The 25,813-nt window shown below is 62.8% G+C and carries 22 protein-coding genes; 4 read left to right on the top strand and 18 right to left on the bottom strand.

All coding sequences use genetic code 11. The features are described from left to right. Position 1 precedes the first annotated feature (1 nt). The 5 genes from OPV09_RS02370 to OPV09_RS02350 are packed head-to-tail and all read right to left on the bottom strand — an operon-like array spanning position 2 to position 5,201. Positions 2–913 (bottom strand): glycerophosphodiester phosphodiesterase, encoded by a 912-nt coding sequence (locus tag OPV09_RS02370; protein ID WP_338680400.1) that lies wholly within the window; start codon positions 911–913, stop codon positions 2–4. Further along, positions 888–2,528: a hypothetical protein gene (locus tag OPV09_RS02365; RefSeq protein WP_338680399.1), complete on the bottom strand. Its 1,641-nt coding sequence runs from the start codon at positions 2,526–2,528 to the stop codon at positions 888–890. Before OPV09_RS02365 ends, OPV09_RS02370 begins: the two co-directional genes overlap by 26 nt. A gap of 1 nt (position 2,529) precedes the next feature. Beyond that, positions 2,530–3,387, bottom strand: a complete 858-nt coding sequence (locus tag OPV09_RS02360; RefSeq protein ID WP_338680397.1) for a hypothetical protein — start codon at positions 3,385–3,387, stop codon at positions 2,530–2,532. Positions 3,388–3,414: 27 nt separating this feature from the next. Further along, entirely contained in the window at positions 3,415–4,440 is a 1,026-nt protein-coding gene (locus OPV09_RS02355; RefSeq protein ID WP_338680396.1) for a hypothetical protein, read from the bottom strand. After that, positions 4,437–5,201 (bottom strand): hypothetical protein, encoded by a 765-nt coding sequence (locus OPV09_RS02350; RefSeq protein ID WP_338680395.1) that lies wholly within the window; start codon positions 5,199–5,201, stop codon positions 4,437–4,439. The genes OPV09_RS02355 and OPV09_RS02350 overlap by 4 nt, the downstream gene beginning before the upstream one ends. Before the next feature lie 173 nt (positions 5,202–5,374). Here OPV09_RS02350 and OPV09_RS02345 point away from each other — a divergent pair, with 173 nt between their 5' ends. The 4 genes from OPV09_RS02345 to OPV09_RS02330 all read left to right on the top strand — a co-directional run bounded on the left by OPV09_RS02345 (position 5,375) and on the right by OPV09_RS02330 (position 9,754). Then, complete coding sequence (locus OPV09_RS02345; RefSeq protein ID WP_338680394.1) at positions 5,375–6,769, top strand: caspase family protein; 1,395 nt, start codon at positions 5,375–5,377, stop codon at positions 6,767–6,769. Between the two features lie 75 nt (positions 6,770–6,844). After that, positions 6,845–7,669 carry a hypothetical protein gene (locus OPV09_RS02340; protein ID WP_338680393.1) on the top strand — a complete coding sequence of 275 codons (825 nt, stop codon included), beginning with the start codon at positions 6,845–6,847 and terminating at the stop codon, positions 7,667–7,669. 33 nt (positions 7,670–7,702) lie between these two features. Next, positions 7,703–8,434 (top strand): hypothetical protein, encoded by a 732-nt coding sequence (locus OPV09_RS02335; RefSeq protein ID WP_338680392.1) that lies wholly within the window; start codon positions 7,703–7,705, stop codon positions 8,432–8,434. 54 nt (positions 8,435–8,488) lie between these two features. Continuing rightward, the gene (locus tag OPV09_RS02330; RefSeq protein WP_338680391.1) at positions 8,489–9,754 is read left to right on the top strand and encodes a DUF6445 family protein; all 1,266 of its coding nucleotides are present in this window, start codon (positions 8,489–8,491) and stop codon (positions 9,752–9,754) included. Between the two features lie 111 nt (positions 9,755–9,865). On the opposite strand, the gene OPV09_RS02325 is transcribed toward OPV09_RS02330, so the two are convergent. From OPV09_RS02325 to OPV09_RS02265, 13 genes are all read right to left on the bottom strand, one after another. Next, complete coding sequence (locus OPV09_RS02325) at positions 9,866–10,807, bottom strand: LysR family transcriptional regulator (RefSeq protein WP_034752932.1); 942 nt, start codon at positions 10,805–10,807, stop codon at positions 9,866–9,868. A gap of 93 nt (positions 10,808–10,900) precedes the next feature. Further along, positions 10,901–11,875: a glycoside hydrolase family 43 protein gene (locus OPV09_RS02320; RefSeq protein WP_338680390.1), complete on the bottom strand. Its 975-nt coding sequence runs from the start codon at positions 11,873–11,875 to the stop codon at positions 10,901–10,903. Between the two features lie 4 nt (positions 11,876–11,879). Further along, entirely contained in the window at positions 11,880–12,854 is a 975-nt protein-coding gene (yjfF, locus tag OPV09_RS02315; RefSeq protein WP_338680389.1) for a galactofuranose ABC transporter, permease protein YjfF, read from the bottom strand. Further along, positions 12,851–13,933 (bottom strand): ABC transporter permease, encoded by a 1,083-nt coding sequence (locus OPV09_RS02310; RefSeq protein WP_070304473.1) that lies wholly within the window; start codon positions 13,931–13,933, stop codon positions 12,851–12,853. Before OPV09_RS02310 ends, yjfF begins: the two co-directional genes overlap by 4 nt. After that, positions 13,930–15,471: a sugar ABC transporter ATP-binding protein gene (locus OPV09_RS02305; protein WP_338680388.1), complete on the bottom strand. Its 1,542-nt coding sequence runs from the start codon at positions 15,469–15,471 to the stop codon at positions 13,930–13,932. Before OPV09_RS02305 ends, OPV09_RS02310 begins: the two co-directional genes overlap by 4 nt. Positions 15,472–15,480: 9 nt before the next feature. Continuing rightward, on the bottom strand, positions 15,481–16,443 hold the full coding sequence (locus OPV09_RS02300) for an ABC transporter substrate-binding protein (RefSeq protein ID WP_034752929.1): 963 nt from the start codon (positions 16,441–16,443) through the stop codon (positions 15,481–15,483). Positions 16,444–16,603: 160 nt separating this feature from the next. Next, entirely contained in the window at positions 16,604–17,638 is a 1,035-nt protein-coding gene (locus OPV09_RS02295; RefSeq protein ID WP_338680386.1) for an arabinan endo-1,5-alpha-L-arabinosidase, read from the bottom strand. 69 nt (positions 17,639–17,707) lie between these two features. Continuing rightward, positions 17,708–19,258, bottom strand: coding sequence for an alpha-N-arabinofuranosidase (locus OPV09_RS02290; protein ID WP_338680385.1), 1,551 nt, complete (start codon positions 19,256–19,258; stop codon positions 17,708–17,710). A 158-nt stretch (positions 19,259–19,416) separates the two neighbouring features. Next, positions 19,417–20,184, bottom strand: coding sequence for an SDR family oxidoreductase (locus OPV09_RS02285; protein ID WP_338680384.1), 768 nt, complete (start codon positions 20,182–20,184; stop codon positions 19,417–19,419). Positions 20,185–20,218: 34 nt separating this feature from the next. Continuing rightward, positions 20,219–21,796, bottom strand: coding sequence for an aldehyde dehydrogenase (NADP(+)) (locus tag OPV09_RS02280; RefSeq protein ID WP_338680383.1), 1,578 nt, complete (start codon positions 21,794–21,796; stop codon positions 20,219–20,221). Beyond that, on the bottom strand, positions 21,793–22,785 hold the full coding sequence (gene araD1 / locus OPV09_RS02275; protein ID WP_034752922.1) for an AraD1 family protein: 993 nt from the start codon (positions 22,783–22,785) through the stop codon (positions 21,793–21,795). The genes OPV09_RS02280 and araD1 overlap by 4 nt, the downstream gene beginning before the upstream one ends. A 12-nt stretch (positions 22,786–22,797) precedes the next feature. Continuing rightward, positions 22,798–24,540 carry an IlvD/Edd family dehydratase gene (locus OPV09_RS02270; protein WP_034752921.1) on the bottom strand — a complete coding sequence of 581 codons (1,743 nt, stop codon included), beginning with the start codon at positions 24,538–24,540 and terminating at the stop codon, positions 22,798–22,800. A gap of 200 nt (positions 24,541–24,740) precedes the next feature. Further along, positions 24,741–25,811, bottom strand: coding sequence for an aldose epimerase family protein (locus OPV09_RS02265; protein ID WP_338680381.1), 1,071 nt, complete (start codon positions 25,809–25,811; stop codon positions 24,741–24,743). Between the last annotated feature and the right edge of the window lie 2 nt (positions 25,812–25,813).

Here is a 25,813-nt window from a genome sequence, read left to right as displayed (position 1 = left end):
CTTACTGCATCATCGCGCAAAACGTCTCGGGATTGCCGTCAAGGATGACGCCGCTGGGCCAGCGGTGGCTGCGCTGCTGCGCGCGCAACAGCGAGGCGGCCAGGGCCGAGTCACCATCGACCGCGTAGACGAAGACGGGCATATTCAAGCTGGCGGCATCGCTGAGCAAATTCGGATTGGCGTCCAGGCTGCGCGCGTCCACGTGCACGCCCGTGGGCATGCCGATCTGCTGCTGCACGCGCTGCAGCCACGGCTTGTCGAGCTTGGGCGGGCGGGCATTTTTCGCGATATAGCGGCTGACCCGGTTCGTACCGGCCGCCTGCGCATTGCGCGCGTCAAACACGAGCAAGCCCAGGTAGCCTTGCGGATCGGCGCGGCGCGCGCACGCGAGGTTGTTCGGCACGCCCGACGTCAAGAACCAGTTGCCATGCTTGATGTTCGCACGCAACTGCCCCACCAGGGTGGCGATCGGTGCGCACGACGACACGACATCCTTGATTTCCGCGTTCAGGGTTTTACTTGGGAACGCCGTGGCCAGATCGGCGACATCGCTGACGAACGGCGGTGTTTCCGGCGTGGCCACGCCACGGTTCTTCATGCTGGCGGCGCGCCAGTCGTCGGCCGTCAATTGTTTCACGGTGCGGGGCGAACCCGTGTCGACGACTCTGCCCGTCAACAGGTCGTGGTGCACCACCCAGTTGCCATCGCCGAGCAGCTGCAAATCCGTCTCGACGCCGTCCCAGGTGCCGAAATACGTGTTGCGCAGCGCGCTCAGCGAGTTTTCCGGCGCGTTTCCGGCGCCACGGTGGGCGTGCACCTTCATGCCCAGGCAGTCGGCCTGGACAGTCGTGCTGGCCATGGAAAGCAGCAAGGCCAGCGCGGCCGCCTTATTTTTGTCCCGGATGATAGCCATAGTGAATTCCCTGCAAAACGTGGATGCGGATCGCTTCGTTGACGGGGTAGCTGTAGCCCTGCCCCACCGCCACGACGTGCGTGATATTGGCCAGCAAGCCCTTGCCGGCGATTTGCCAGCGCGTACTGTCATCGGCGGCTTGGCGGTTCCAGTCCAGCATCTGGCGGAACAGCTCGCTCTTCGTGACATTATTGTCCGAGAGGGTAAAGATACCCCAGGTTCCCAGGAAGGCGCCAGCTAGCACGCCCGTGGCGATCCAGGCGGAACGGCGGCTCAGCTGGCCATCGGCGCCCGCCTGCTCGCCGCGGCGCGCCGCCAGCACCAGCAAGCCCACCGTGGCGATCAGGTACAGCAATTTCGAGAAGTGACCGATGGCGCCCAGCAAGGAGAAGAACAGGGCGACGGGCGGCACGATGGCCGCGCGCGCCGCTTCCTTACCCTCTTCAAAGTACTTGCCGCCCACTTCGAAATCGTTGCGGCTGGCGCGGTATTCCACGAGCTTTTCCGCCGTCTGGCGCGCGGCGAACTGGTCGAACAGACGGCTGAATTCGGCAGGACTCGCATACGCATCCTGCACCACGGCGCCTTTGGGCAAACGCAAGCCCTTGCTCGCTTCGCTGCCATCGCCGCCATCCGGCCCGTCGCGCAGCACGGCCTGGATGCCGGGGCGCGCGACGAAGGCGGCGAAGGACAAGCCCGGTGGAATGCGGTCGCCCTTGATATGCAAGCCCTTGCTGGCCGCTTCCGACGCATAGCGGCGCTTGACGGCGGCACGGAAGCTCAATTGGTCGGCAGGGTGCCAGTTGGCCGACACGGGCACCTTTTTGCGCACATTGTTGACAACGGCCGCCTTGCGCCGCGCCGGCACGGAATGCGGCTGCCAGCCGTGGCGCGACAGGCTTTGCCGGTAATCGTTCCACGCCGTTTCCTGCTGCTGGCGCAAGCCTGCATCGTCGTCGGGAATCATGCCTGAATACAATTTCCACTTGTCGTGCACTTCGCCAATCGCCTTCTGATACTTGTCATAGTAACCGGCCGCGCCGCCGGCGATCTTGCGGACATTAAAATTGATCAACTGTTCCTTGGCCGGCTCCATGCGCTCATCGAGGTGGCCCACCGAGACGGCCAGGAAGGGGAACAGCGCGAGGAAGGCCTTGCCCTCGGGCTTGGCAAACAGGGTGGCATCATCGACCAGGCCCTGCAATTGCAGGCTGCCGCCCACCAGCGAGCGCTGCATCAGGGTGGTGTTGAAAGCCAGGCGGCGAAATTGCGCGTCGCGCGTTTCGACCAGCACGGTGACCGTCGTTTTCAGAATGCCGAACACGACCGCCGCCGTGGCAACACAGCAAAAGACGATCTTTTTCCAGCTGGGGCCGCTGCCATTGTTCTTCAGGCGGCGGCGCCACATCAGTTGCAGCACCACCAGCGCGGCGGCGATGCCCGACAGGCTGCGGCCGTAGAATTCCACGCCTTCCACGTCCTGCGGCTTGACGTCGCCGCCCACCACGTCGAGCAAACGGGCATTGAAGCCCAGCTCGAAGCACAAATACATGATCGTCAGGACGATCAGGATCAGGGTCTGCCGGATCTGCAGACTGCGCAAGCTCGCGGCCATCTTATTTCCTCAGATCGATGACGACGGGCTTGATCTCTTCTGCCTGGAAGATCATCGGCGCCGCCGGGGCAGCCGCTGCGGCACGCGGCGCGGGCAGGCTGATGGCGGCGGGCGTTGCCACCTTGGCTGCGGTTTCCTGGCGACGCGGCTTGGCGCTGGCGCGGCTGCCCGTTTTCGGCGTGGCAACGGGAGCCGGAGCGGCCGCCGGCGGCGCCGGGATCACGCGCCCGCTGTCGCTGCCGGGCGTGGTGGCGATGGCCGGGCCCGTGCCGCGCAAGGCGTCGTCGGCAAACGGCTGGGCGCGCGTATCGACGCCGGGCGGCACGGCCACGCTGGCGTTGAGCAGGCGGTTGTCCGTGTAGATCATGCGCGACAGGCGGTTGTAGTTGGGGAAATCGATATTCAGCGATTTGCCATCGGACGCCACGTCCACGCGGGGGCGATCCTTGCAATTGCCGACCGTCCACTGCAGCACGTCCGTGCCCTGGAAAGCCAGCACTTCATAGCGGTAGGCGCAGCCGCGCTCCTGGGTTTCCACGATCACCACGGTGCGCTCGCCCACGTTTTCCACGCGCGCCACGCGGGCCGTGATGGCGTTGGCCAGCGGCACGACGCGAAACGCCTGCGACAACTTGATCGAATACTTGCCTTGCGGATCCTTGCGCAAGGTCCCTTCCGTGCCGTCGCGCAGGCGGAAGGTGGAAATCGGCGTGCCGAACAGCTCAGCCGTATCGAGGCCCATCAACACGCCGCCACGGCCGTTCGGCGTCATGGCGCAGCCCGTCAACAGGACGCCGGCAGCCACGCCGACGATCAATTTGCGCCAGTGCGCGGATGCAAAGTTCTTATACGTTGTCATGCTTGATAACTTTCTCTTATTTCTGGGTCAGGGATTGATGACGGCCAGCGGATTGCCCGGGCCTGGCGGCGGCAAGACTTTCTGGCGGTTGCGCGACAGCACGGTGAAGGCGCCCAGGGTGTCCGGTCCGGCGACGATTTCCAGCTGCTCGCGCTGCAGCCACGTGCGGATTTCCGCCTCCGTAGCCTCGGCACGGAACAGCACGCGCGTGCGCACGCCCGTCTCAACGCCGCTGCCGCCGCTGCGGAATTCCGCATTGCCGACGACGGCGCCTTCTTTCGGCAGGAACAGCCACGCCGATTGCACCACCATCACGCTGGCGGCCACGGCCGTAACGATCTTCAGCCAGCGGTTGGCATTGGCCGCCGTCACCGGCGTCTTCACCTGGGGCGCGGCGGCATCAGCCGAAGCGATCTGTAACTGCTGCAGCCCCTGGCGCAGCAGTTGCCGGTACGCCACGCGGCCGTCCTTGCCCAGCTCGCTCGACAGCGGTGTGCCGGTCAAGGCGTAATCATCGCCGGGCAAAGCCACGCGGGCGATCACGCCGGGCGCCGAAGCCGCTCCATTCGCGCGGCCATGCCGCTCCAGCCAGCGCGCCGCCTGCAGGCGCTCCTGGCTGAACACGCCCAGGCAGGCGCCCAGGTCCGTCACGGCCAGGGTCACGGGCATGTCGCACAGCACCAGGCCGGCGCGCGGGTCGGCGGGCGCATCGCGCTCCTCGACCACGAGGCCGCAGGCGTCCGCATACGATGCGTCCGGCGTGACGAGCCAGCCGCGCCAGCGCTGCCGCGTGCTGTCCCAGGCGTCGAGCAGCACGGCGCCAAAGCCGGGAAGGCGCGCCAGCAGGTGGATCTGTCCGCCGGCGATGGGCCGCGCGGCCAACGGCGCGGCATCGCTGCGGCGCTCGAAACGTTCCATCAGGTGTTCCGGCACGGCAATGCCGCGCCAGTCGGGGGTAGTCCCGGCCACTTCGCCCTCCAGCAGTTCGGCGGAAGATGGAGGCGACGGCAGGCGCGCGGCAACGATGGCCAGCGAGGGCGTCAATGCATTCATGCCGATGGCCTTTCATCAGGGTTCGGGTGGGTGGACACGGGGTCCATGTGCAGGGATAACGCGGCCACGCACAAGATATCCAAAACTATTTGCGCCGCCTGCAGGTCGCGTGCGGCCAGGGCATCGCCCACGCGCAGCTTGAGCAGGTTCAAGACCCAGCTGCCCAGTAAGGTGGCGCGGTGGGCCGGCTCGACGATCTGGCGCCCCGCGCTATTGGCCTCGCCCTTCTGCCTGTGCACCAGGCCTAATTTTCCGCCGTGGTAATGCGCGGAAGCGATCTGCTCGGCCAATTCCTTGACGGGCATGCCGCCGCAGCCGCAATGGCGCAGCAGCAAGATCAAATCATCGGGCAAGGTGGTGATGAAAACGTCGGCCGCGTCGCGCACTTGCTGCGGCGTGAGCTGGTAATCGCGCAGCGGTTCCGCATACGCATCGGGTGCCCGCAGCTCGCAGCCCTCTTGCGCATCGGCATCTTCGTCATCACGCTGCTTGCGCAGCTGGTCGATGATGAAGCGCTTGAAGTACAAAAACAGGGCACCGACGTGGTGGGGCGCGGCCTCGCTGTCGCCGTGCAGGACTTTTTCAATGAAGAACTGGTGGCGCAAGTCGGCCAGCGAGTCGCCCAGCGACGCCGCCTCGCGCGGACGGCACGGCGTCAGCGCGGCGATGACGCGCTGGTAAAACTCGCCGAGTTCGCCTTGTGTCAGCTGCTGGCGGCGGGTCCAGAAAGCATGAATCCGTTCAAATTGTTCCGATTGCAAAGCCGGTCCGATCGTGTGTTGGGCGGCACGCGCCACTGGCCGGCGGCGACGTACCGTGCGCTGGCCAGACAAGAGAAACTTGTCAGTAAGGTAAAATGCATTTAAGCAATTTTCTCATATCACAGTAAAAATCGCTAACTTTTGTTACTTTCACGACAATTCCCGAGACGCCGATGCATCGCCTGATTCCCCTGCTTTTGAGCCTCCTCTTTTTACTCTGCGGTAACGTCGCGCAGGCGGCCGTGGGCAACGCCGCCAGCGGTCCCGGCAAGCGCATCGCCCTCGTGATCGGCAATGCGGCCTATCCGCAACCCCTGTTAAATCCCGTGAACGATGCGCGTGCCATGGCCGAGCGCCTGCGCCGCCTGGGCTTTGACGTGCTGTTGCGCACGGACATCAATGCGCAACAGCTGCAAAAGGCGTCGGCCGAGTTTTCCACACAGGCACGCGGCGCCGATATCGCCCTCGTGTTTTACGCGGGCCACGGCGCCCAGGCGGGCGAAGCCAATTATGTGTTGCCGCTGGGCGCCAACATGAATGCATTGAGCGCGGCCGCCATCGCCGCGCAGGGCGTGTCCGTTTCCAGCCTGGCCGGCGACTTGCAGCGCACGGGCGCGCGCGGCGCTGTGCTGATCCTTGACGCTTGCCGCCAGGAATATACTCGGGGCGGCGCCGTGGCGATTCCCGGCGGCGGCAATGCGGCCAGCCACGGCTTTGCCGATACGGCCGCGCCACGCGGCGTGGTGATCGCCTATTCGGCAGGTCCCGGCGCCCTGGCGCGCGACTTCTGGTCGCCCGATTCGCGCAACAGCCCCTACACGAGCGCCCTGCTCGACGCGCTCGATGCGCCGGGCTTGCCGATGAGCGATGTGTTTTCGCAAGTGGCGGCCAAGGTTGCCGCCATGACGCACGACGTGCAAAAGCCCCGCGTGTCGTTTGGCGAAACGTCGGCGCGCCTGGTGCTGAACATGGGCAGCGGCAAGGGCGTCAGCCAGGCAACGCCGGGCGTGCTGGCCGGGGCGCAAGGCCAGGGCGGCGTGCGCGCGCCTGCCCCAACGGTGGAAAAGCCGTCCTTACCGGGCGCCAAGGTATGGCCAGGCAATGTACTGCAAGACATCAACTATGAAATCCGCATGCAGATCGCGGCCCGTCCATTTCCCCGCCAGCAACTGGAAAAGCGCGCACGGGGCGGCGACCTGGTGGCGCTGACTGCCCTCGGCTATGGCATCGGCGGCGGCGACGCTGGAATAAAACAGCCGAAGGCGGGCATGCAGTGGCTGGAAAAGGCGGCTGCGAAAGAATTTCCGATTGCCCAGACCTATTTGGCGGAATTGCTGATGGTCAAGGGCGACCCCGCTTCGCTGAAGCGGGCGGGCGTGCTGCTGGACGCGGCATCGCAAGCCGGCTACAGCCCCGCCCATGCGTATAAATTCGACCTGGCGCGGCGCACGGGCGCACCGCCGCAGGATGCGGCCCGGCATTTGCAGGATGCTTTCATGGGCTTGATGAAGGATTACCAGGGCGCCGCCAAGGACATGATGCAGCCGCCAAAAAATAATTCTAAATAATTTTAGATTTCCCTGAACTGCCCCCGTTATCCGTGGGTACATGCAATAGAGCATGACAGTGACCAGGGAAATCTCATGCAACCATCCAGCACGGCAGCAACCATTACCACCGGCCAGCGTGGCCGCATCCTCGCCTACCAATCGAGCGGACAGGGTTCCGTCAGCGTGGCCGGCATTCAACATGCGTTCGACGTGGCCACGCACTGGCGCTCGGACGTGGCGCCCGCCATCAACGCCGTCGTCGACGTGCGCTTCGATGAGGCCGGCAGCCTCGCCACCGTCAGCGCCGTGGCAACGCAGCAACTGGCGCAGGAAGAAATGGCCGGCGCGGCGAAACTGGCGCGCGACAAAAGCCAGCAGCTGTGGGGCCAGGCCGTGTCCGCCCTGGGCATCAAGGTGCTGGCCAGCCTGGGCGTCCTGATCGCCGGCGCCTTTATCTTCAACACCATCGGCATCCGTTTGTTCGCCTCCGTCTCGCGCACCTACTGGCAGTTGCTGGGCTTGTCCGCCGACAGCCTGGAAAGCTTTGCCCGCGATGGCGGCGGCGGTTTTACGTCGGCACAATTTTTCTTCCTGCTGGCCATTGCCGGATGCTGCGCCACCATGGTTAGCCGCCACCCGAAAGCGGCGCTGGGCAAGTGCGCCCCGCTGCTGTTCATCGTCATCCACAGCAGCGTGCTGTTCATCAAGATCAAGGGCGCCGTCAGCGACGCGGGCAGCGCCATGGGCGGCATCATGGGCACCCGCGCGGCCCGCATGGCCGAGCAGATGGCCAGCGAAATGCTGGGGCAAGTGTGGCAAGGCCTCTCGTTCGGCATCGGCTTTTACCTGGTGCTGGCGTCTTCCATCGTCCTGGCCGCTTACGGCGTCGGCGAATACAAACGTAAAACCATCGGCTAAGCCACCTCTTACACATTCATTGAAGGAAATATCATGCAACGTAGCCTCCCAGCCCTGCTCGCCATCGCCGTCCTGCTGTCCGCCTGCGGTAAAACAGAGACCGTCACACCGGCCGCCTCCGCTCCCGTCGCCGCGAATGTCGCCGACATGGCCGCCAAGGCGCAAGTGAAGGCCGCCGCCGCCAGCCTGCCGCAAGCGGACGCTGCCACGCCAACGTCCAGCTATGTCGACATCACCAGCGGCCACCAGCTGATGTACAGCTACCTCGCCCTGTCCGGCGTGCCGCCCGACTATGCGGCCGTGGCACAGCGCATCTCGCGCGAATATGCGGGCAGCAACGACGCCTTCCGCAAGCAGGAAGTGCTCGACGCCCTGAAACCGCAGATCGACGCCAAGGTCAATGAGGCCAAGGCGAAGCGCTACCTGCGCTACCAGATCAATGGCCAAGGCGCGCTGTCGCCGTACGCCATGGACAAGGCCGCCTTCCCCGCCAAGTTCGCCGACGCGGGCACGTATTACTACATGTACGACAACGGCGACTACAAGCTGGCGTTCACGAATGGCGACGGTTATTCGCTGCTGAAAGTGGACCAGGAGGCGGCGCGCAAGATCGAAGCGGCGCGCAGCGGATACAAGGATTTCGCCATCGTCGTGTATGCCTACGCCCAGGAAGCGGACATGGCCAGCAACCAGGTCAAGGCGCAGATCGTCAAGGTGGCGATCAAGCTGAACGGGGAAGAAATTCCCGTCAGCCAGGCACGGTAGAACGGGCTCGGTTACACTGTTCGCCACATTGCATCGGGATCGGGATCGGGACATATGGGCGAACAGACACTGGCGGAACAACATCTGGCAAACGGGCAAGGGCTGCAGCAGGCGGGCAAGCTGATCGAGGCGATCAACGCCTACCAGGCCGCGTATAAGCTGAACCCGGCCCTGGCCGAAGCCCAGCATTTCCAGGGACTGGCGATGCTGGAGCTGGGCCAGGGCGCCATCGGCCTGGGCTTGCTGAAACTGTCGCTCAAGCAGCAACCGGACAACGCCCTGTTCCACTACAACCTCGGCAACGTGCTGCGCGGCACGGACAGCGAGGCGGCGCTGGCCAGCTACGCCACGGCGGCGCGGCTGGCGCCGCACGAACATGATTTCGCCATCAGCCATGCGGAATTGCTGATGGGAAAACAGCGGCTGATGGAGACCATCGCCGAACTGGAACGGGCCCACGCCCTACGTCCGCAGCGCTGGCAAACCCTGCAGGGACTGGCCGAGCTGTACTACCGCACGGGACAGCAAGAGCTGGCGTTGGAACGCTACGCGCAAGGCCTGGCGCTGCATGCGCCACTGGCGCAAACGTGCCGCATCGGCTTTGCCAGCCCCGGCACGGAAAACACGGAACGGCTGACGGCGCCCGACGTGCCGGCAAGCTTGCACGATTTCCTGCGCGAAACGGATTTGCACATCCTCGACGATTTCCTGCCCGATCCCGCCGCCTGGCGCGCGCAAGCGCTGGCGTTGCCGTTCGAGCAGCAGCGCTATGCGGGGCAAAACTATCCAGGCAGCCAGACGGCGGGCCAGCCCAGCCAGGCCATCATGGAGCGCATCGCCACGGCGCTGGGCCGCCCCATCCGTTTTATCTCGCCCGACAACGGTTCCTACCGCCTCAGCTATGCGGACGCCATGGCGCGCACCGATATCCACGTGGACAACGAGACGGGGAACAATTTCAATTTCTATGCGGGCGTGCTGTATCTGAACCCGCCCGAGCAGTGCCAGGGCGGCACCACCTTCTGGCGCCACCAGCCCAGCGGCTGGTACCGGCGATTACCCGAAACGGACGTGAAAGCGGGCGGCTACGCCAGCTTCAAGGATTTCCAGAAACGCTGGCTGCCGAACAGTAAAGTGCAGAAATTCAACGACTTGCAGGAACAGCGCGACAGTTGGCAAGCGCTGCTGGAAGTGCCGATGCGCCACAACCGCCTGATCGTGTACAAGGGACACTATTTCCACTCGATCAGCAATGTGTTTGGCGACACGCCGGAGAATGGGCGATTGGTGCAGCTGTTTTTCTTTGAAGTACCGGATTGAGTGTAAGGGGCAATTGTCGGATTACGCCCTGCGGGCTAATCCGACCTACCATGCATGTGAACGGTAGGTCGGATTAGCGGAACGCGTAATCCGACAACACCAGCACAGCACTCAATACATATCCGCCGCCGTGGCCCGCACGGCCTTGAGCAGCATATCCGCCCCCGGCGACAGCAAATGATCCTGCTGGCGAATAATGCCGAACGCATCCATCTTGCACGGCAGCTCGATGGGCAAGATGCTCAGCACGTTCAACGATTCGTAGTAATGGGCCACTTCCGTCGGCATCACGTGCAGCGAGTCCGTCTGCTGTAGTAGCGACGTGATCAGGAGCAAGGCGGTGGTGTCGACCACGTCGACAGGCGGCTCCTGGCCCGCGCGGCGGAACATCATGTCGAAGCGGTGGCGCAGGATACTGCCTTGCGGCGGTAGAATCCACGGCTGGCCCGCCAAATCCTTCAATTGCAGATTCTTGCGCGACAGCAGCGGATGGCCATTGCGCGCCACGGCGCTGGCCGGCTCTTCCGTCAATTCCTCGTAGATGAGTCCCGCGCTGCTTTCCTTTTCCAGGATGCGCCCGATCATGAAGTCGAGGGTGCCGTGCTGCAGCATGTCCATCAGCGTATTGCTGTGCTCCAGGTGCACGCCGATGCGCATCAACGGTGCCTGCTGCTTGATGCGGGCAATCGCGCGCGGCAGCAAGGCCATGGCCGGCGTCATGATCACGCCCACCTCCACCTGGCCCGTCAGGCCCGACTTCAGGGCGACGATGTCGTCATGCGCCAAGGACAGGCTCGTCAGGGCCATGCGCGCGTGGCGTATCATCGTCTCGCCGTAGATGGTCGGCTCCATGCCGCGCGGCAACCTGTCGAACAGGCGCACGTCCAGCATCTCTTCCAGGTCCTTGATTTGCTTGGACGCGGCCGGCTGCGTCATGTGCAATTCTTCCGCCGCGCGGTGGATGTTGCGCTGCTCATCAAGGGCGATCAACAGCAGCAATTGCCGCGTCTTCAGGCGGGCTCGCAAGAACCAGTTGGGGTTGAGGGTATCCATGAATAAATCATATCATGATCGATATCAGTTTTAATTCAATATCGATGTTATAGATATCGGTATGTCTCCTTTTTATACTTGGTCAACAAGCGTTCACAATGCCTTGCAGGCGGCGCTCGGGTTGGCGGCCGGGCCAGCCGTTTGCTGGATGAATTCGATGGTGCCGTCCGGCTTGTATTTCAGCTCTTCCACGGCCACGGAACGCCGGTATTCTCCGCCGCCGGGCAACTTGTCGTTGTGATAGAAGATGTAGGACTTGCCATTGAACTCGATGATGGCCTGGTGAATGGTTTTCACGACGGCATTCTTGTCCATGATGGTGCCGCGGAAATGCCAGGGCCCCGTCGGCGTCGGGCCCGTCGAATACGCCGTCTCTTCCGGGAAATTGCGCGAGTACGACAAGTAATACGTACCGGCATGCTTGTGCATATAGGCCGCTTCCGTGAACGCATCCATGCCGAAGGTCAGAATCGGGCCGTCCAGCTCCGTCATATTGGCTTTCAGCTTGGCGTATTTCAAGACCGTGTTACCCCAGTAAATGTAGGCCTGCCCATCCGTGTCGATAAAGACGGCCGGGTCGATATCGTCCCAGGGAATGGCCGTCTGCTTCGTCATGTCGTTGGTGATCAGGGCGCTGCCGCGCGCATCGACGAACGGCCCGGTCGGGCTGTCGGAGACGGCCACACCGATGGCTTTGCCGGGAATGGTTTTATGGTCGACGGTCGAATAGAAATAATATTTATTGCCGCGCTTGACGATGTCACCGGCCCAGGCATCCTTGCCGGCCCACGCGAAGGTGGAAAAGCGCACGGGCGAGCCGTGATCCGTCCAGTTCGCCATGTCGCACGAGGAATACACGCGCCACTCGTTCATGCGGTAATCCGTATCCGTGGCGCTCGCTTCATCGTGGCCCACGTACAGGTAGACCCTGCCATTGTCGACCAGCGCGGCCGGGTCGCCCGTGTAGATATCCTTGACGATGGGGTTGGCTGCCTGTGCGACGAATGGGGCGCAGGCGAGCGCCGCCGCCATGCCGATGGCTGCGGCAAGTTTTATCTTGTGAAACATGGTATTAACTCCGATAGGTATTCTTCTGGCCCATGGCCATCAGTCTTTGCACGACGCAAAAGACGAATAGCAAGCCACCGATGACGATCTTGGTCCACCATGAGCTGAGCGTGCCGTCGAAGGCGATCAGGGTCTGGATGGTGCCCAGCACCAGCACGCCCGACAGCGCGCCCGCCACATAGCCATAGCCGCCGCTGAGCAGGGTGCCGCCGATGACGACGGCGGCAATCGCGTCCAGTTCCGTGCCTTGCGCATGCAAGCCATAGCCGGACAGCATGTAGAACGAAAACAGCACGCCGCCGAGCGCAGCGCAAAAGCCGCTGAAGGCATAGATAAAGACCTTGGTGCGGCCCACGGGCAGCCCCATCATCAGGGCCGACTGTTCATTGCCGCCGATCGCATACACGGCGCGGCCGAACGGCGTGGCGTGCGCCAGCCAGATGGCCAAGAGCAACGTGATCACGGCGATCACGACGCCGGGTGAGACAAAACCGCCGAGAAATTGCAATTGCGTCTGCGACATGGCCACGAACAACGGGTCGTCGATGGTGATGGAATTGATGCTGATCAAGTAGCACAGCCCGCGCGCCAGAAACATGCCGGCCAGGGTGACGATGAAGGGCTGCAATTTGAAGTAATGAATCAGCGCGCCCATGCTGGCGCCAAACACGGTGCCCAGTGCCAGCACCGTGACGATCACCAAGAGCGGCGGCCAGTGCGCCACGTTGAGCAGCCAGGCGGCGATCATGGTCGACAGGGCCAGCACGGAACCGACGGACAGATCGATGCCGCCGGAAACGATGACGAAGGTCATGCCGACGGCGATCACCAGCAAAAAGGCGTTATCGATCAACAGGTTAAAGATCACTTGCGTCGACAGCAGGCCCGGATAGGCGGCGCCGCCGAGGCCCAGCATCACCACCAGCAGCAGGACCGTGACGAGCGAGGTGAAATACGGGGTATGCAGCAAGCCCTTCATGCTTTTCTCCGATGCAGCAATTGCTTGAATTCCGACGATTGCGACAGGCAGACGAGGAAGACGACGACCGACTTGACGACCATGTTCACTTCCGGCGGCACGCCCAGCGAATAGATCGTGTAGGTCAGGGTCTGGATGATGAGGGCGCCTATCATGCTGCCCACGAGACTGAACTTGCCGCCAGCCAAGGACGTACCGCCCAAGGTCACGGCCAGGATGGCGTCGAGTTCCAGCATCAGGCCCGCATTGTTCGCATCGGCGCTCTTGATGTTAGAGCTGATCATCAGACCCGACAGGCCCGCGCAGGCGGCGCAAAACACGTAGACGAAAAAGATCAGCGTCGCCGTCTTGATGCCGGCCAGGCGCGCGGCGACGGGGTTGATGCCGACGGCCTGGATAAACAGGCCCAGGGCCGTCTTGCGCATCAGCACGGCCGTAATAATGAACACGGCAGCGACGAGGAACAGGGAAAACGGCAAGCCAAACAGGTAGCCGCTGCCGATGAAAAAGAACGGTTGATAATAGACGGTGACGATCTGCCCATCCGTCAGCAATTGCGCCAGGCCACGCCCCGCCACCATCAGTATCAATGTCGCGACGATGGGTTGCAAGCCGAGTCCCGCCACCAGCACGCCATTCCAGGCGCCGCACAGCAGGGCCGCGCCCAAGGCGGCCGCCAGGGCCCAGCCCATGGGGATGTTGCTCACGTAGGTCGGCACGCCGTTGTCCATCACCATGGTGCCGCCGATCAGCATGGCGGCCACGGTACCGGACAGGGCCACGACGGCGCCCACGGAAATATCGATGCCGCGCGTGGCGATGACCAGGGTCATGCCCAGGGCCGCCAGCATCAGCGGGGCGGCACGGTTGACGATGTCGATCACGCTGCCGTACAAGTGGCCGTCGCGCACTTCCAGGTGGAAAAAGCCGGGGATGGCAAAGAAGGCCACCAGCAACAGCAGCAACAGCGCGGCCAGGGGCCGGCTCAAGGGGTGGTGCAGAACGGTATGCAAGGCGGACGTACCCGTAGTGGAAGCCGGACGCGCCAGGGGCGCGTTCGATGGCGTGGATAAACTCATGTGGCGTCTCCGGCGATCACTTGCAGCACGGAGCTGTCGTCGAGCTCGCCGCGCGCATAGTCGCCGCAGGCCTTGCGGTCGCGCATGACGAGAATACGGTCGCTGCAGCGCAGCACTTCCGGCAGCTCCGACGAGATGAACAGGATGGCCATGCCCTTGCGGCACAGCTTGCTCACATAACTCATGATTTCCTGCTTGGCGCGCACGTCGATGCCGCGCGTCGGTTCATCGAGAATCAGCATGGCCGGCGACGTCACCAGCCAGCGCGCCAGCAAGGCTTTCTGCTGATTGCCGCCCGACAGGCTGCCAATCGGCGTTTCGATGCTGGCCGTCTTGATGCCCAGTGCCTTCACGTACTCGTCGGCCAGCGCCTGCTGGCGTTTGAACGGGATGGCGCGCAGCAAGCCCGTGCGGGCCTGCAAGGCCAATATGATGTTTTCGCGCACGGACAGCGACAAAATCGCGCCCTCGTGCTTGCGGTCTTCCGAGCAGAAACCGATGTCCTGGGCGATCGCGTCGCGCGGCACGTTGAACTGGCGTATCTTGCCCTGCATGACGATGCTGCCGGAATCGGCCTTGTCGGCGCCGAACAGCAAACGCGCCAGTTCCGTGCGGCCCGAACCGAGCAAGCCGGCCAGGCCCAGCAATTCGCCCTGGCGGATGTGGAAATCCATGGGCAGCAGGGCACCCTTGCGGCCGAGTCCCTGCGCTTCGAGCACAGTCGGACCGAAGCTGGCGGCGCCCGCTTCTTGCGCCAGGTCCGGCGTTTGCTCCTGCGTGTCGGCAGCCACACCGATCATTTTATTGACCAGCGCCAGGCGCGACAGTTCGCTGCATGCATATTCGCCCTCGCGCTCGCCATTGCGCATGACGGTGATGCGGTCGGAAATGGCGTAGGTCTGGTCGAGGAAGTGGGTCACAAACAGAATCGCCATGCCTTGCTCGCGCAGGCGGCGCAGCACGGAAAACAGCAGATTGACTTCAGCCTCGTCGAGGCTGGACGTGGGTTCATCGAGGATCAGCACGCGAGCCGAAATGTTCAGTGCGCGCGAAATGGCCACCATTTGCTGGATCGCCAGCGGAAAGCTGGACAGTTGCGCCGTGACATCGATATCGATCTGCAACTGCTGCAGCAAGGCACGCGCCTGCTGCTGCATGGAACGCCAGTCGATGGCGCCGAAGCGGCGCGGGTAGCGGCCAATAAAGATGTTTTCCGCCACCGACAGGTTCGGGCACAGATTGACTTCCTGGTACACGGTGCTGATGCCGAGCAACTGCGCATCCGAGGTGGACGCGGGCGCGATGGGCTTGCCGTCAAACAGAATCTGGCCGCTGTCGGGCGTGTAGACGCCCGTCAGCACCTTGATCAGCGTCGATTTCCCGGCGCCGTTCTGCCCCATCAAGGTGTGCACTTCACCCGGATACAGGCGCAGGGCAACGTCGCTGAGGGCTTTGACGCCAGGAAAAGACTTGCTGATGCCGCGCAACTCCAGCAAGGGAGCTGGCGCGGCGTTGTGTTGCGCTTGCGTATTCATCATGCGGCAAGCTTAATACTTACGGTTCGGGAATTCCTTGGCGGCCACCTCGGCAGGGAACACGCCTTCCACCGTCGTGATGCGCGCTGGCACGGGCTTGCCGGCCACCACGTCGCGGGCGATCGACATCAATTGCGGGCCCAGCAGCGGGCTGCATTCCACGGTGACGTTCAGCTTGCCGGCGATCATGGCTTCGAACGCGCCTTTGACGCCATCGATCGAGATGATGATGATGTCCTTGCCCGGTTTCATGCCCGCTTCTTCGATGGCCTGGATGGCGCCGATGGCCATGTCGTCATTGTGCGCGTACAGCACGTTGATCTTCTTGCCTTCGGCCTTCAGGAACGCTTCCATCACTTCCTTGCCCTTGGCGCGCGTAAAGTCGCCCGTTTGCGAACGGATGATTTTCAGCTTTGGATTCTTGCCGATGACTTCCTGGAAGCCTTCCTTGCGGTCGATGGCCGGCGCGGAGCCGACCGTGCCTTGCAGCTCGACGATGTTCAATTGCGCGTCCGGGGTTTTCTTGGCGTGCTCGAGCAGCCATTGGCCAGCGCGGCGGCCCTCTTCCACGAAATCGGAACCGATGAAGGTCACGTACAGCGATTTGTCGGTGACGTTGACGGCGCGGTCCGTCAGGATGACGGGAATCTTGGCAGCCTTGGCTTCGCGCAGGACCGTATCCCAGCCGGACTCAACGACCGGCGAGAAGGCGATCACGTCGACTTTTTGCGCGATGAACGAGCGCAGGGCCTTGACCTGGTTTTCCTGTTTTTGCTGCGCATCAGCAAATTTCAGCGTGACGCCATCTTTCTTGGCCGCATCCTTGATGGAGACGGTATTGGCGGTGCGCCATTCGCTTTCGGCGCCCACCTGCGAAAAGCCCATGACGAGGGGCTTGGCGGCAAAGGCGGAAGAAGTAGCGGACAGTGCCAACAACATGGCGCTGGCGAGGAGTGTGCGGCGTGTCAATTTCATTCTTGTCTCCAGTTTTTTTTGGAATACCATCACAGCCGGATGCCGGATGGGCGGTTTTTTATGAACCCATGGTAGGAGAAAGCAACATAGCCATCCAATCAATTCTTTTTCGCTTGTGATATCGATTTGCGTATCACCTGTCGCCCATCCCCTGGTCCACTTACCGTTTGGCGGCCGGCAATTGCCGGCTTTGATAGCGGTTCAAGTCGCGCGCGTCGACTTGCGGCCAGCCATCCTTGTCCCACGTCATGGGCAGGATCTTGAGCTTCTGCAAATAATTGTCCGCCGTTTCATAGGCGTGCAGCACCAGGTAATCCTTGCCGTCAAACGTATAGGCGCTGTTGTGGCCGAGGCCTTGCCAGTCCTTGTCGCCTTTCAGCAGCACCGTGCCGCCGCCCTGCGCCATGTCGCGGCCCTCCTTGTCCAGATACGGCCCCGTCACGCTTTTTGAGCGTCCCACGGCCAGGTTATACGTGCTTTTTTCCTTCTGGCAGCACAGGCCCCAGGAAACGAAGAGGAAGTAATCGTTGCCGCGCTGGAAGAAAAACGGCGCCTCGATTTCCTCGGGCGCGGGCTTGAATTCGCCTGCACGTGGCGGCAGGGGTACGCGTCGGGCCAGCGAGTGCCACTCTTGCGGTTCCGCAATACGGGTCCAGTCAGGCGTCAGTTTCACCAGCTTGATGCCATTCCAGAACGAGCCGAACGACATCCACGGCGTGCCCTTGGCATCGGTAATGATGTTCGAATCGATGGCATTCCACTCGTCGCGCTCGGGCACCGATTGCAGCAACATGCCCTGGTCGACCCAGCGGTAGTCGGGCGAGCGTGGATTCAAGGTCGTGTTGACGGTCACGCCGATGCCGGACGTGTTCTTGCCGAAGCCGGACACCGAGTAGTACAGGTAATATTTCCCGTCGTGAAATTGCACGTCGGGCGCCCAGATATGGTCGTCAAAGCTGGGAGCAGCTGTTTTTGCCCAGGTCGGCTGGCCCGCGAAGACGCGCCCTTCCGGCTGCCAGTCAACCATGTTTTTCGAACTGTAGAAGGTAATGCCGGGACCCGTGCTGTACAAATAATACGTGTCGCCTTCCTTGGCCATCACGGGGTCGTGCACGCTGACCTGGGCCGCGTGCGCGGCAGCCATGATCGCCAGGGTGCTCAGGATGGCGGCCATGCCGCGTGTCAATGTGTGCATCGTCTTCTCCAAAATGGTCAGCCGGCCCGTCATGCGGGCCGGCCTGATGAGTGACAGGTGAGCGACAGCTTAGTCGACGGCCACCACCACGACGGCCTTGGCGGGCACCGACACGGTCAGCTTACCGCCTTGCGCCTGGGCATTGAACGCCACCGGCTGCACGGCTTGCGGTTGCGCAAAGCTGTTGACGGCATCCATCTTGCCTGCGGTCAGCACGCGGCCCGTCACGCTGGCCACTTGCTTGCCGGCCAATGCCACGCTCACGTCGACCGCCTTGTGTGGGTTCGTGTTGACCAGCGACAGATACACCTTGCCATCCTTGCCGCGCGCGGCCGAGGCGCTCACTTCGGGAATGCTGACCTTGCCCAAGCTGTACTTGCCATTGCCCTGGATGGCGACCGGCAGGGACGTGGCATCCTGGAACGGCACGTACATTTCAAACGCATGATACGTAGGCGTGAGGAAATATTTGTCCTTGTCGGTGATGATCATCGCCTGCAGCACGTTGACCATTTGCGCGATATTCGTCATGCGCACACGGTCCGCGTGGGCGTGGAAAATATTGAAGTTCAAGGCCGCGACGAGGGCGTCGCGCAAGCTGTTTTGCTGGAACAGGAAACCGGTGTTGGTGCCAGGCTCCACGTCGTACCAGGTGCCCCATTCATCGACGTACAAGCCCGTCTTTTTCGAGGGATCGTTCTTGTCGATGGCGGCGATATTGTTCTTGATCAAGCTATCGATGCGCAAGGTGCGGCTCAGGGTCGAGATCCATTGATCTTCGCCAAAGCCCGTGGCCGCGCCCTTCTTTTCCCATACGCCGGTCGGCACCGTGTAGTAATGGAAACTGATGGCGTCCATCATGTTCGGCTTGATTTCGCGGCTCAGGGTGCTGGACCAGCTGATGTCGTCGTCATTGCCGCCGCTGGCGATGAATTTCGGGCGCGCGCTTTCCGGCGTCTTCATGAAGGTGTGATAGTGCTTGTACAGGTCGGCATAGTACTGCGGGCGCATATTGCCGCCGCAACCCCAGGCTTCATTGCCGATGCCAAAGTAATCGACTTTATACGGCTGGGCACGGCCATTCTTGCGGCGCAGCTCGGCCAGGGTCGACTTGCTGTCCGAGGTCATGTATTCGAGCCATTCGGACATTTCCTGCGGCGTGCCGGAACCGAGGTTGCCGTTGATATAGGTCTGCGCGCCCAGGAGCTCGGCCAGGTCGAAGAATTCATGCGTGCCGACGGCGTTCGATTCTTCCACGCCGCCCCAGTTGGTGTTGACCTTGGTCGGGCGCTTGTCGCGCGCGCCGATGCCGTCCTTCCAGTGGTATTCATCGGCAAAACAACCGCCTGGCCAGCGGACCAGCGGCACGTGCAACTGTTTCAGCGCGCCCAGCACGTCGTTGCGCCAGCCCTTGGTATTCGGAATGGAAGACTCCGGTCCCACCCACATGCCTTCATAGATGCCCGTGCCCAGGTGCTCGGCGAACTGGCCGTACACGTTCTTGTTGATCACGGCACCGGGCTTGGCCACGTCGATGGTGACCTTGACGGGCGCGGCAAAGGTGCTGCCGGCGGCCATGGCCAAGCTGAGGGCCACGATGCTGGTATGGATGAGTTTCATGCTGTCTCCTGTTTTTTAGTGAAAAGCAAGGGCCGGGATCAACGCGGCAATATGGATATGGCGATGCCTCTCCTGCCGCGGGGTTGGGGCGGCAAGAGCGGTGTTTCAAGATTGGAGGGCCGGTCAGTACCGGCGCGGATTAAACGATGCGCTAAGGCTTAGACCCAGCCAGCATCCACAATGAATTCCTGACTGGAGCACATCGCGCCGTCATCGGAAGCGAGGAACAGCACCATGGCGGCGATGTCCTGTGGCATCAACTTGCTGGGCAAGCATTGGCTTTTCTTGATTTCCACTTCGGCCGCGTCGTCGACCCACAGGTCGATCTGGCGCTGCGTCATGACCCAGCCCGGTGTGACGGTATTGACGCGGATATTGTGGGCGCCAAAGTCGCGCGCCAGGCCCCGCGTGAGGCCCACGACGGCGGCCTTGGTGGTGGCATACACAGGGTAGCCGCCCGACTTCATGTGCCAGGAAATCGAGCTGACATTGATGATGGAACCGCCGCCCTTGCGCTTCATGCCCTCGAAGACGGCCTGGCACGTGAAGAACATGGGACGTTGATTGATCGCAATGCGCTCGTTCCAGTATTCCAGGGTGACGTCCTGCGCCTGGTGGCGCTGGTCGTTGGCGGCATTGTTGACGAGGATATCGAAGTCGCCCAGCTTGTCGGCCAGTTCGGCCATGATGGCTTGCAGTGATGGAATATCCGTGATGTCGCAATGGCGAAAAATGGGCGCCGTCAGGCCCGCTTCGGCCAGGCGGCGGCACAGGGCCTCGCTCGCTTCCACGGCGATATCGACAAACGCCACCAGCGCGCCCTGGGCGGCAAATTCCGCCACCAAGGATTCGCCGATGCCGCTGCCGCCACCCGTGATGAACACGCGCTTGCCCTGCAAGCTGCCATATTTCGCCAATTGCTTCATCTTGTCTCCGCCTGTGTATTTTTATTTTTTGTGATTAAAGTTTGCCCAGCACGCCATCGTGACGACGCCAGATCCCCAGCGGATTATCGTCGCGCAGCGACTCCGGCAGCAAGTCTTGCGGCAGGTTCTGGTAGGACACGGGACGCAGGAAGCGGTTGATGGCTGCCGTACCGACCGAGGTGCTGCGGCCATCCGACGTGGCCGGGAACGGGCCGCCGTGCACCATGGCCGTCGACACTTCCACGCCCGTCGGGAAACCGTTGGCCAGGATGCGGCCCACGCGGCGTTCCAGCACGGGCAGCAGACGGCGCGCATCGTCCACGTCGCCGGCATCGATTTGCAGGGTGGCCGTCAGCTGGCCTTCCAGGCTTTCCGTAATCGCCAGCAATTGCTCGATGTCGCGGCAAGCGACCAGCAGGGAAGCGGGACCGAAGACTTCGTCGCGCAAGTCATGCTTGGCCAAAAACGCTTCGCCCGAAGTGACGAACAGGGCGGCGGCGCCCTTGCCTTCGTCGCCCGTGTTTTGCACCAGCGGCGTCACGTCGGCATGCTGCGCCAGGGCGGCGACGCCCTTGGCATAGCTGCTGGCGATGCCAGCCGTCAACATGGTGGCGGCAGGCGCCGGCGCCAGCGCTTCGGCGGCAGCGGCGGCAAACGCCGTAAAGTCAGGGCCTTCCAGGCCCAGCACGAGGCCGGGATTGGTGCAGAACTGGCCCACGCCCATGGTCAGCGAGGCAGCAAAGCCGCTGGCGATCGCCGCGCCACGGGCTGCCAGCGCTTGCGGCAACACGAAGACAGGGTTGATGCTGCTCATTTCAGCATATACGGGTATCGGTTGCGCACGTTCGGCCGCCACCTTCATCAGGGCGATGCCGCCCGAACGCGAACCCGTAAAGCCGACAGCCTGGATGGCAGGATGGGCCACCAGGGTCTGGCCGATGCCATTGCCCGTGCCCGTCAGCAAGGCGAACACGCCGGCTGGCAGCTTGCAGATGGCAATCGCGTTCACGATCGCGCGCGCCACCAGCTCCGACGTGCCCGGATGGGCCGAGTGGGCTTTCAGGACGACGGGGCAGCCGGCAGCCAGGGCCGAGGCCGTATCGCCGCCAGCCACCGAGAAGGCCAGCGGGAAGTTACTGGCCGCGAACACGGCGACGGGGCCCAGGCCGATCATGCGCAAACGCAAGTCAGGACGCGGCGGCACGCGGTCAGGCAGCGGGCTGTCGATGCGTGCATCGGTCCATGAACCCTCGCGCAGCAAGCCGGCGAACAATTTCAGCTGACCCACCGTGCGGCCACGTTCGCCTTCCAGGCGCGCGCGCGGCAAGCCGCTTTCCGTCATGGCGCGCACGATCAGGTCGTCGCCCAGCTCGAGGATTTGCGCGGCGATGGTGTCGAGAAAATCGGCGCGTTCCGCATCGCTGGTGGCGCGGAACGGATCGAACGCGGCTTGGGCCAGACGGCACGCCGCGTCGATTTGCGCGGCGTCGACCATGTGGAAAGCAGGCGCGATGTGCGCGCGCGCGGCCGGGTCCCACGCTTCGAAAGAGCCGCCGTTACCCTTGACGGCGACGCCGCCAATCAATGCATCACCGGTGATATTGAAACTCATAATGTGCTCACTTTCGCAAATTCGGTTGGGAAGACATCGAGGCGGTTGCGCAAGGCAGGGCCAAAGGCCGGCGCTTCGATTTCAAAGGTTTCGCCAGGCGCCACGCTCACGCCATCGGCAAAGCTTAACGTTGCCGTGCCAAAGAAGTGTACGTGCACGTCGCCAGGGCGCTTGAACAGCGGGTACTTGAAGTGATGGTGTTCCAGGTTGGCGATCGTGTGCGACATATTCTCTTCGCCGCTGACGAACGCTTTTTCCCAGCGTACATTGCCAGCCGCATCAAGCACACGCGAAGTACCGGCGATATGCGCGGGCAATTCGCCCACCAGCAGGGCCGGGCCCACGCTGCAGGCTCGCAACTTCGAGTGGGCCAGGTACAGATAGTTCTGGCGCTCCGTCACGTGGTCCGAGAATTCATTGCCGATGGCGTAGCCGACCCGGTAGGGCTGGCCGTCGTCGCCGATCACGTACAGGCCGGCGATTTCCGGCTCTTCGCCGCCATCGAGGGCAAAGTCCGGCATGCGCAGCGGCTGGCCGCCGGCGCGCACGATGGAGCCGTCGCCTTTATAGAACCATTCGGGCTGGGCGCCGGCCGTGCCGTCAGCCGGCTTGCCGCCTTCCACGCCCAGGCGGAACATTTTCATCGAGTCGCTCAAGGATTCCGCGTCGCCGCCGATCTTCTTGTGCATGGCGTCGCGCGCGCCGGCGCTGCCCAGGTGGGTCAGACCCGTGCCCGTCACGTAGCAGTGCGCTTCATCGGCGTGGTCGAGCGGCGCCAGCACACGTCCGGCAGCGGCCACGTCCGCATAGGAATGCGTGGTGTTGCCGACCGTGGCGTTGACCAGATCCGCCAGGCTCACCTTTTTGCGGATGGCGTCTTGCGCCAGCGCATACGTCGTGTTGTAGCCTTCGATGACGCGGATGGCGTCGTCTTGCAGCAGGCCGACGAGGCGCCCGCCGTGTTCATTCGTAAATTGCAGCAACAGCATGGGATTCTCCGCTTAGTGTGAGTGACGTGGCACGGCGGAACCGCGATTGCCGACCAGGAAGTCGAAATCGCAGCCTTCATCGGCCTGCAACACGTGTTCGATGTACAGCTGCTGGTAGCCGCTCTTCGGTCCGGGAGCGCTGCCCAGTTCGCGGGCCGCCAGGCGCTCGGCGATTTCCGCATCGCTGATGTCGATGTTCAGGCTGCCGTTGTGGCAGTCGAGGGCGATCATGTCGCCGTCGCGCACGATGCCCAGCGGGCCGCCGGCCATCGCTTCCGGCGCCACGTGCAGGACGACGGTACCGTAGGCTGTGCCGCTCATGCGCGCATCCGAGATACGCACCATGTCGGTGATGCCTTGCGCCAGCAGTTTCGGCGGCAAGCCCATGTTGCCCACTTCCGCCATGCCAGGATAGCCTTTCGGGCCGCAGTTCTTCATGACCAGCACGGAGTTCGCGTCCACATCCAGATCCGGATCAACGATGCGGGCCTTGTAATGTTCAAAGTCCTCGAACACGACGGCCTTGCCGCGGTGCTGCATCAGGTGTGGCGAAGCGGCCGACGGTTTCAACACGGCGCCGCGTGGCGCCAGATTGCCGCGCAACACGCAAATGCCGCCATCGGCCAGCAATGGGTTGTCCAAGGTGCGCACCACTTCATCGTTGTAGATCGGCGCTTCAACGCAGTTGTCCCACAGCGACTTGCCGTTGACGGTCAGCGCATTCTTGTGCGGCAGCAGATCGCCCTCGCCCAGGCGGCGGATGACGGCCGGCAAGCCGCCCGCATAATAAAACTCTTCCATCAGGAAACGACCCGACGGCAGCAAGTCGACGATGGTCGGCGTGCCGCGGCCTACCTTGGTCCAGTCTTCCAGCTCCAAAGGCACGCCGATGCGGCCGGCAATCGCTTTCAGGTGGATCACGGCATTGGTCGAGCCACCGATGGCGGCGTTGACCTTGATGGCGTTTTCAAACGCTTCGCGCGTCAGCACTTTCGACAGGCGCAGGTCTTCGTGCACCATTTCGACGATGCGGATGCCCGACATGTGGGCCAGCACGTAGCGGCGCGAATCGACGGCGGGGATTGCGGCGTTGTGCGGCAGGGACGTGCCCAGCGCTTCCGCCATGCTGGCCATCGTCGAAGCCGTGCCCATGGTGTTGCAGGTACCGGCCGAGCGCGACATGCCCGATTCGGCCGACATGAACTGGTGCAAGGTGATCGATCCCGCCTTCATCTGCTCGTGCAACTGCCATACGGCCGTGCCGGAACCGATGTCCTTGCCATTGAGTTTGCCGTTCAGCATGGGGCCGCCGCTGACGACGATGGTCGGAATGTCGACGCTGGCCGCACCCATCAGCAGCGCCGGCGTCGTCTTGTCGCAGCCGACCAGCAGCACGACGGCGTCCATCGGATTGCCGCGGATCGATTCTTCCACGTCCATCGACGCCAGGTTGCGCGTCAGCATGGCCGTCGGGCGCAAATTCGATTCGCCATTCGAGAAGACAGGGAATTCCACTGGGAAACCGCCCGCTTCCAGGATGCCGCGCTTGACGTGCTCGGCCAATTGGCGGAAATGCGCGTTGCAAGGGGTCAGTTCGGACCAGGTATTGCAGATGCCGATGATGGGCTTGCCGTGAAACTCGTGGTCAGGTATGCCCTGGTTTTTCATCCAGCTGCGGTACATGAAGCCGTTCTTGTCCTGCGAGCCGAACCACTCGGCAGAGCGCAGGGCAACCTTCTTTTTTGTCTCAGACATGCCATTCTCCTGGTTGTGCCATGCCGGATCTAATGTCGTCGGCCCGGGCAGCGATGTTGGAATACTAAAGAATCCTGCCATGCCTTTCCAATCAATTTTTAATGCGTTCCGATATCGAAAACGATATCCATCAGCACCAATGAAAACGCCCTGCGCGCGCGTGGCGGCAGGGCGTGAAAGGTTTTTGGGGTCTGCAACGATTATTCTGCGGAAAACCGATAGACCGTTTCCGTCTGATACACCTCGCCCGGGCGCAAAATGGTATTCGGGAAGTGCGGCTGGTTCGGCGAATCCGGAAAATGCTGGGTTTCCAGGCATAGCGCGCCGCGGTAGCGGATGGCGCCCTGCTTGCCCTGCTGGCTGCCGTCGAGGAAATTGCCCGAATAAAACTGGATGCCCGGCTCCTGCGTGTATACCTGCATCGCCCTGCCCGATTGCGGCTCGCGCACGGTGGCGGCCAGGTTCAGTCTGTCCCCCGGCTTTTGATTCAGCACAAAGTTATGGTCGTAGCCGCGGCCGATGCGCAGCTGCTCATGCGGCACATCGATGCTGCTGCCGATGACGGTGCTCTGGCGCAAGTCGAACGGCGTGCCGGACACGTCCGCCAGTTCGCCCGTGGGGATAGACCCCGCGTCCACGGGCAGGTAGCGGTCCGCGTTGATGGACAACGCGTGGCCGAGGATATCGCCCTGCCCCGCCAGATTGAAATAGCTGTGGTTGGTCAAGTTGACCGGCGTGGCCTGGTCCGTCACGGCGTGATAGCGCAGGCTCAGCGCGTTATCGTTGTCCAGTTCGTACACGACGGTGACATCCAGCTTGCCCGGGTAGCCGTCTTCGCCGTGCGGGCTGCTGCGCGTGAACGTGATACCGACGGCGTCGTCCCTGGTGAACGGCGCGGCTTGCCACATGACCTGGTGAAAACCCTGGTTTCCGCCATGCAAGTGATTGGGCGGGTTGTTGACGGCCAGCTGGTAATCCTTGCCGTCCAGACTGAAACGTCCCTCGGCGATGCGGTTGCCGAAACGGCCGATGACGGCACCCAGGAAAGCGCTGTTGTGCAGATACGGCTCGATGCGATCGAAACCCAGCACCACGTCGGCAAAGCTGCCGTCGCGGTCCGGCACGTGGATTTCGCTGATGATGGCGCCAAAGTCGAGCACCTTGACTTGCATGCCCTGGCGGTTCGTCAGGGTAAATACGCTGACGTGCTGGCCATCGGGCAGGATGCCGAACGGCAATTGCGTCACTGAAACAGAATCAACTGGGGTCATGG

The organism is Janthinobacterium sp. TB1-E2 (genome assembly GCF_036885605.1).
Lineage (GTDB): Bacteria > Pseudomonadota > Gammaproteobacteria > Burkholderiales > Burkholderiaceae_D > Janthinobacterium > Janthinobacterium aestuarii.
The sequence above is the reverse complement of the archived record's forward strand: the minus strand, read 5'-3'. Positions and strand labels throughout refer to the sequence as shown.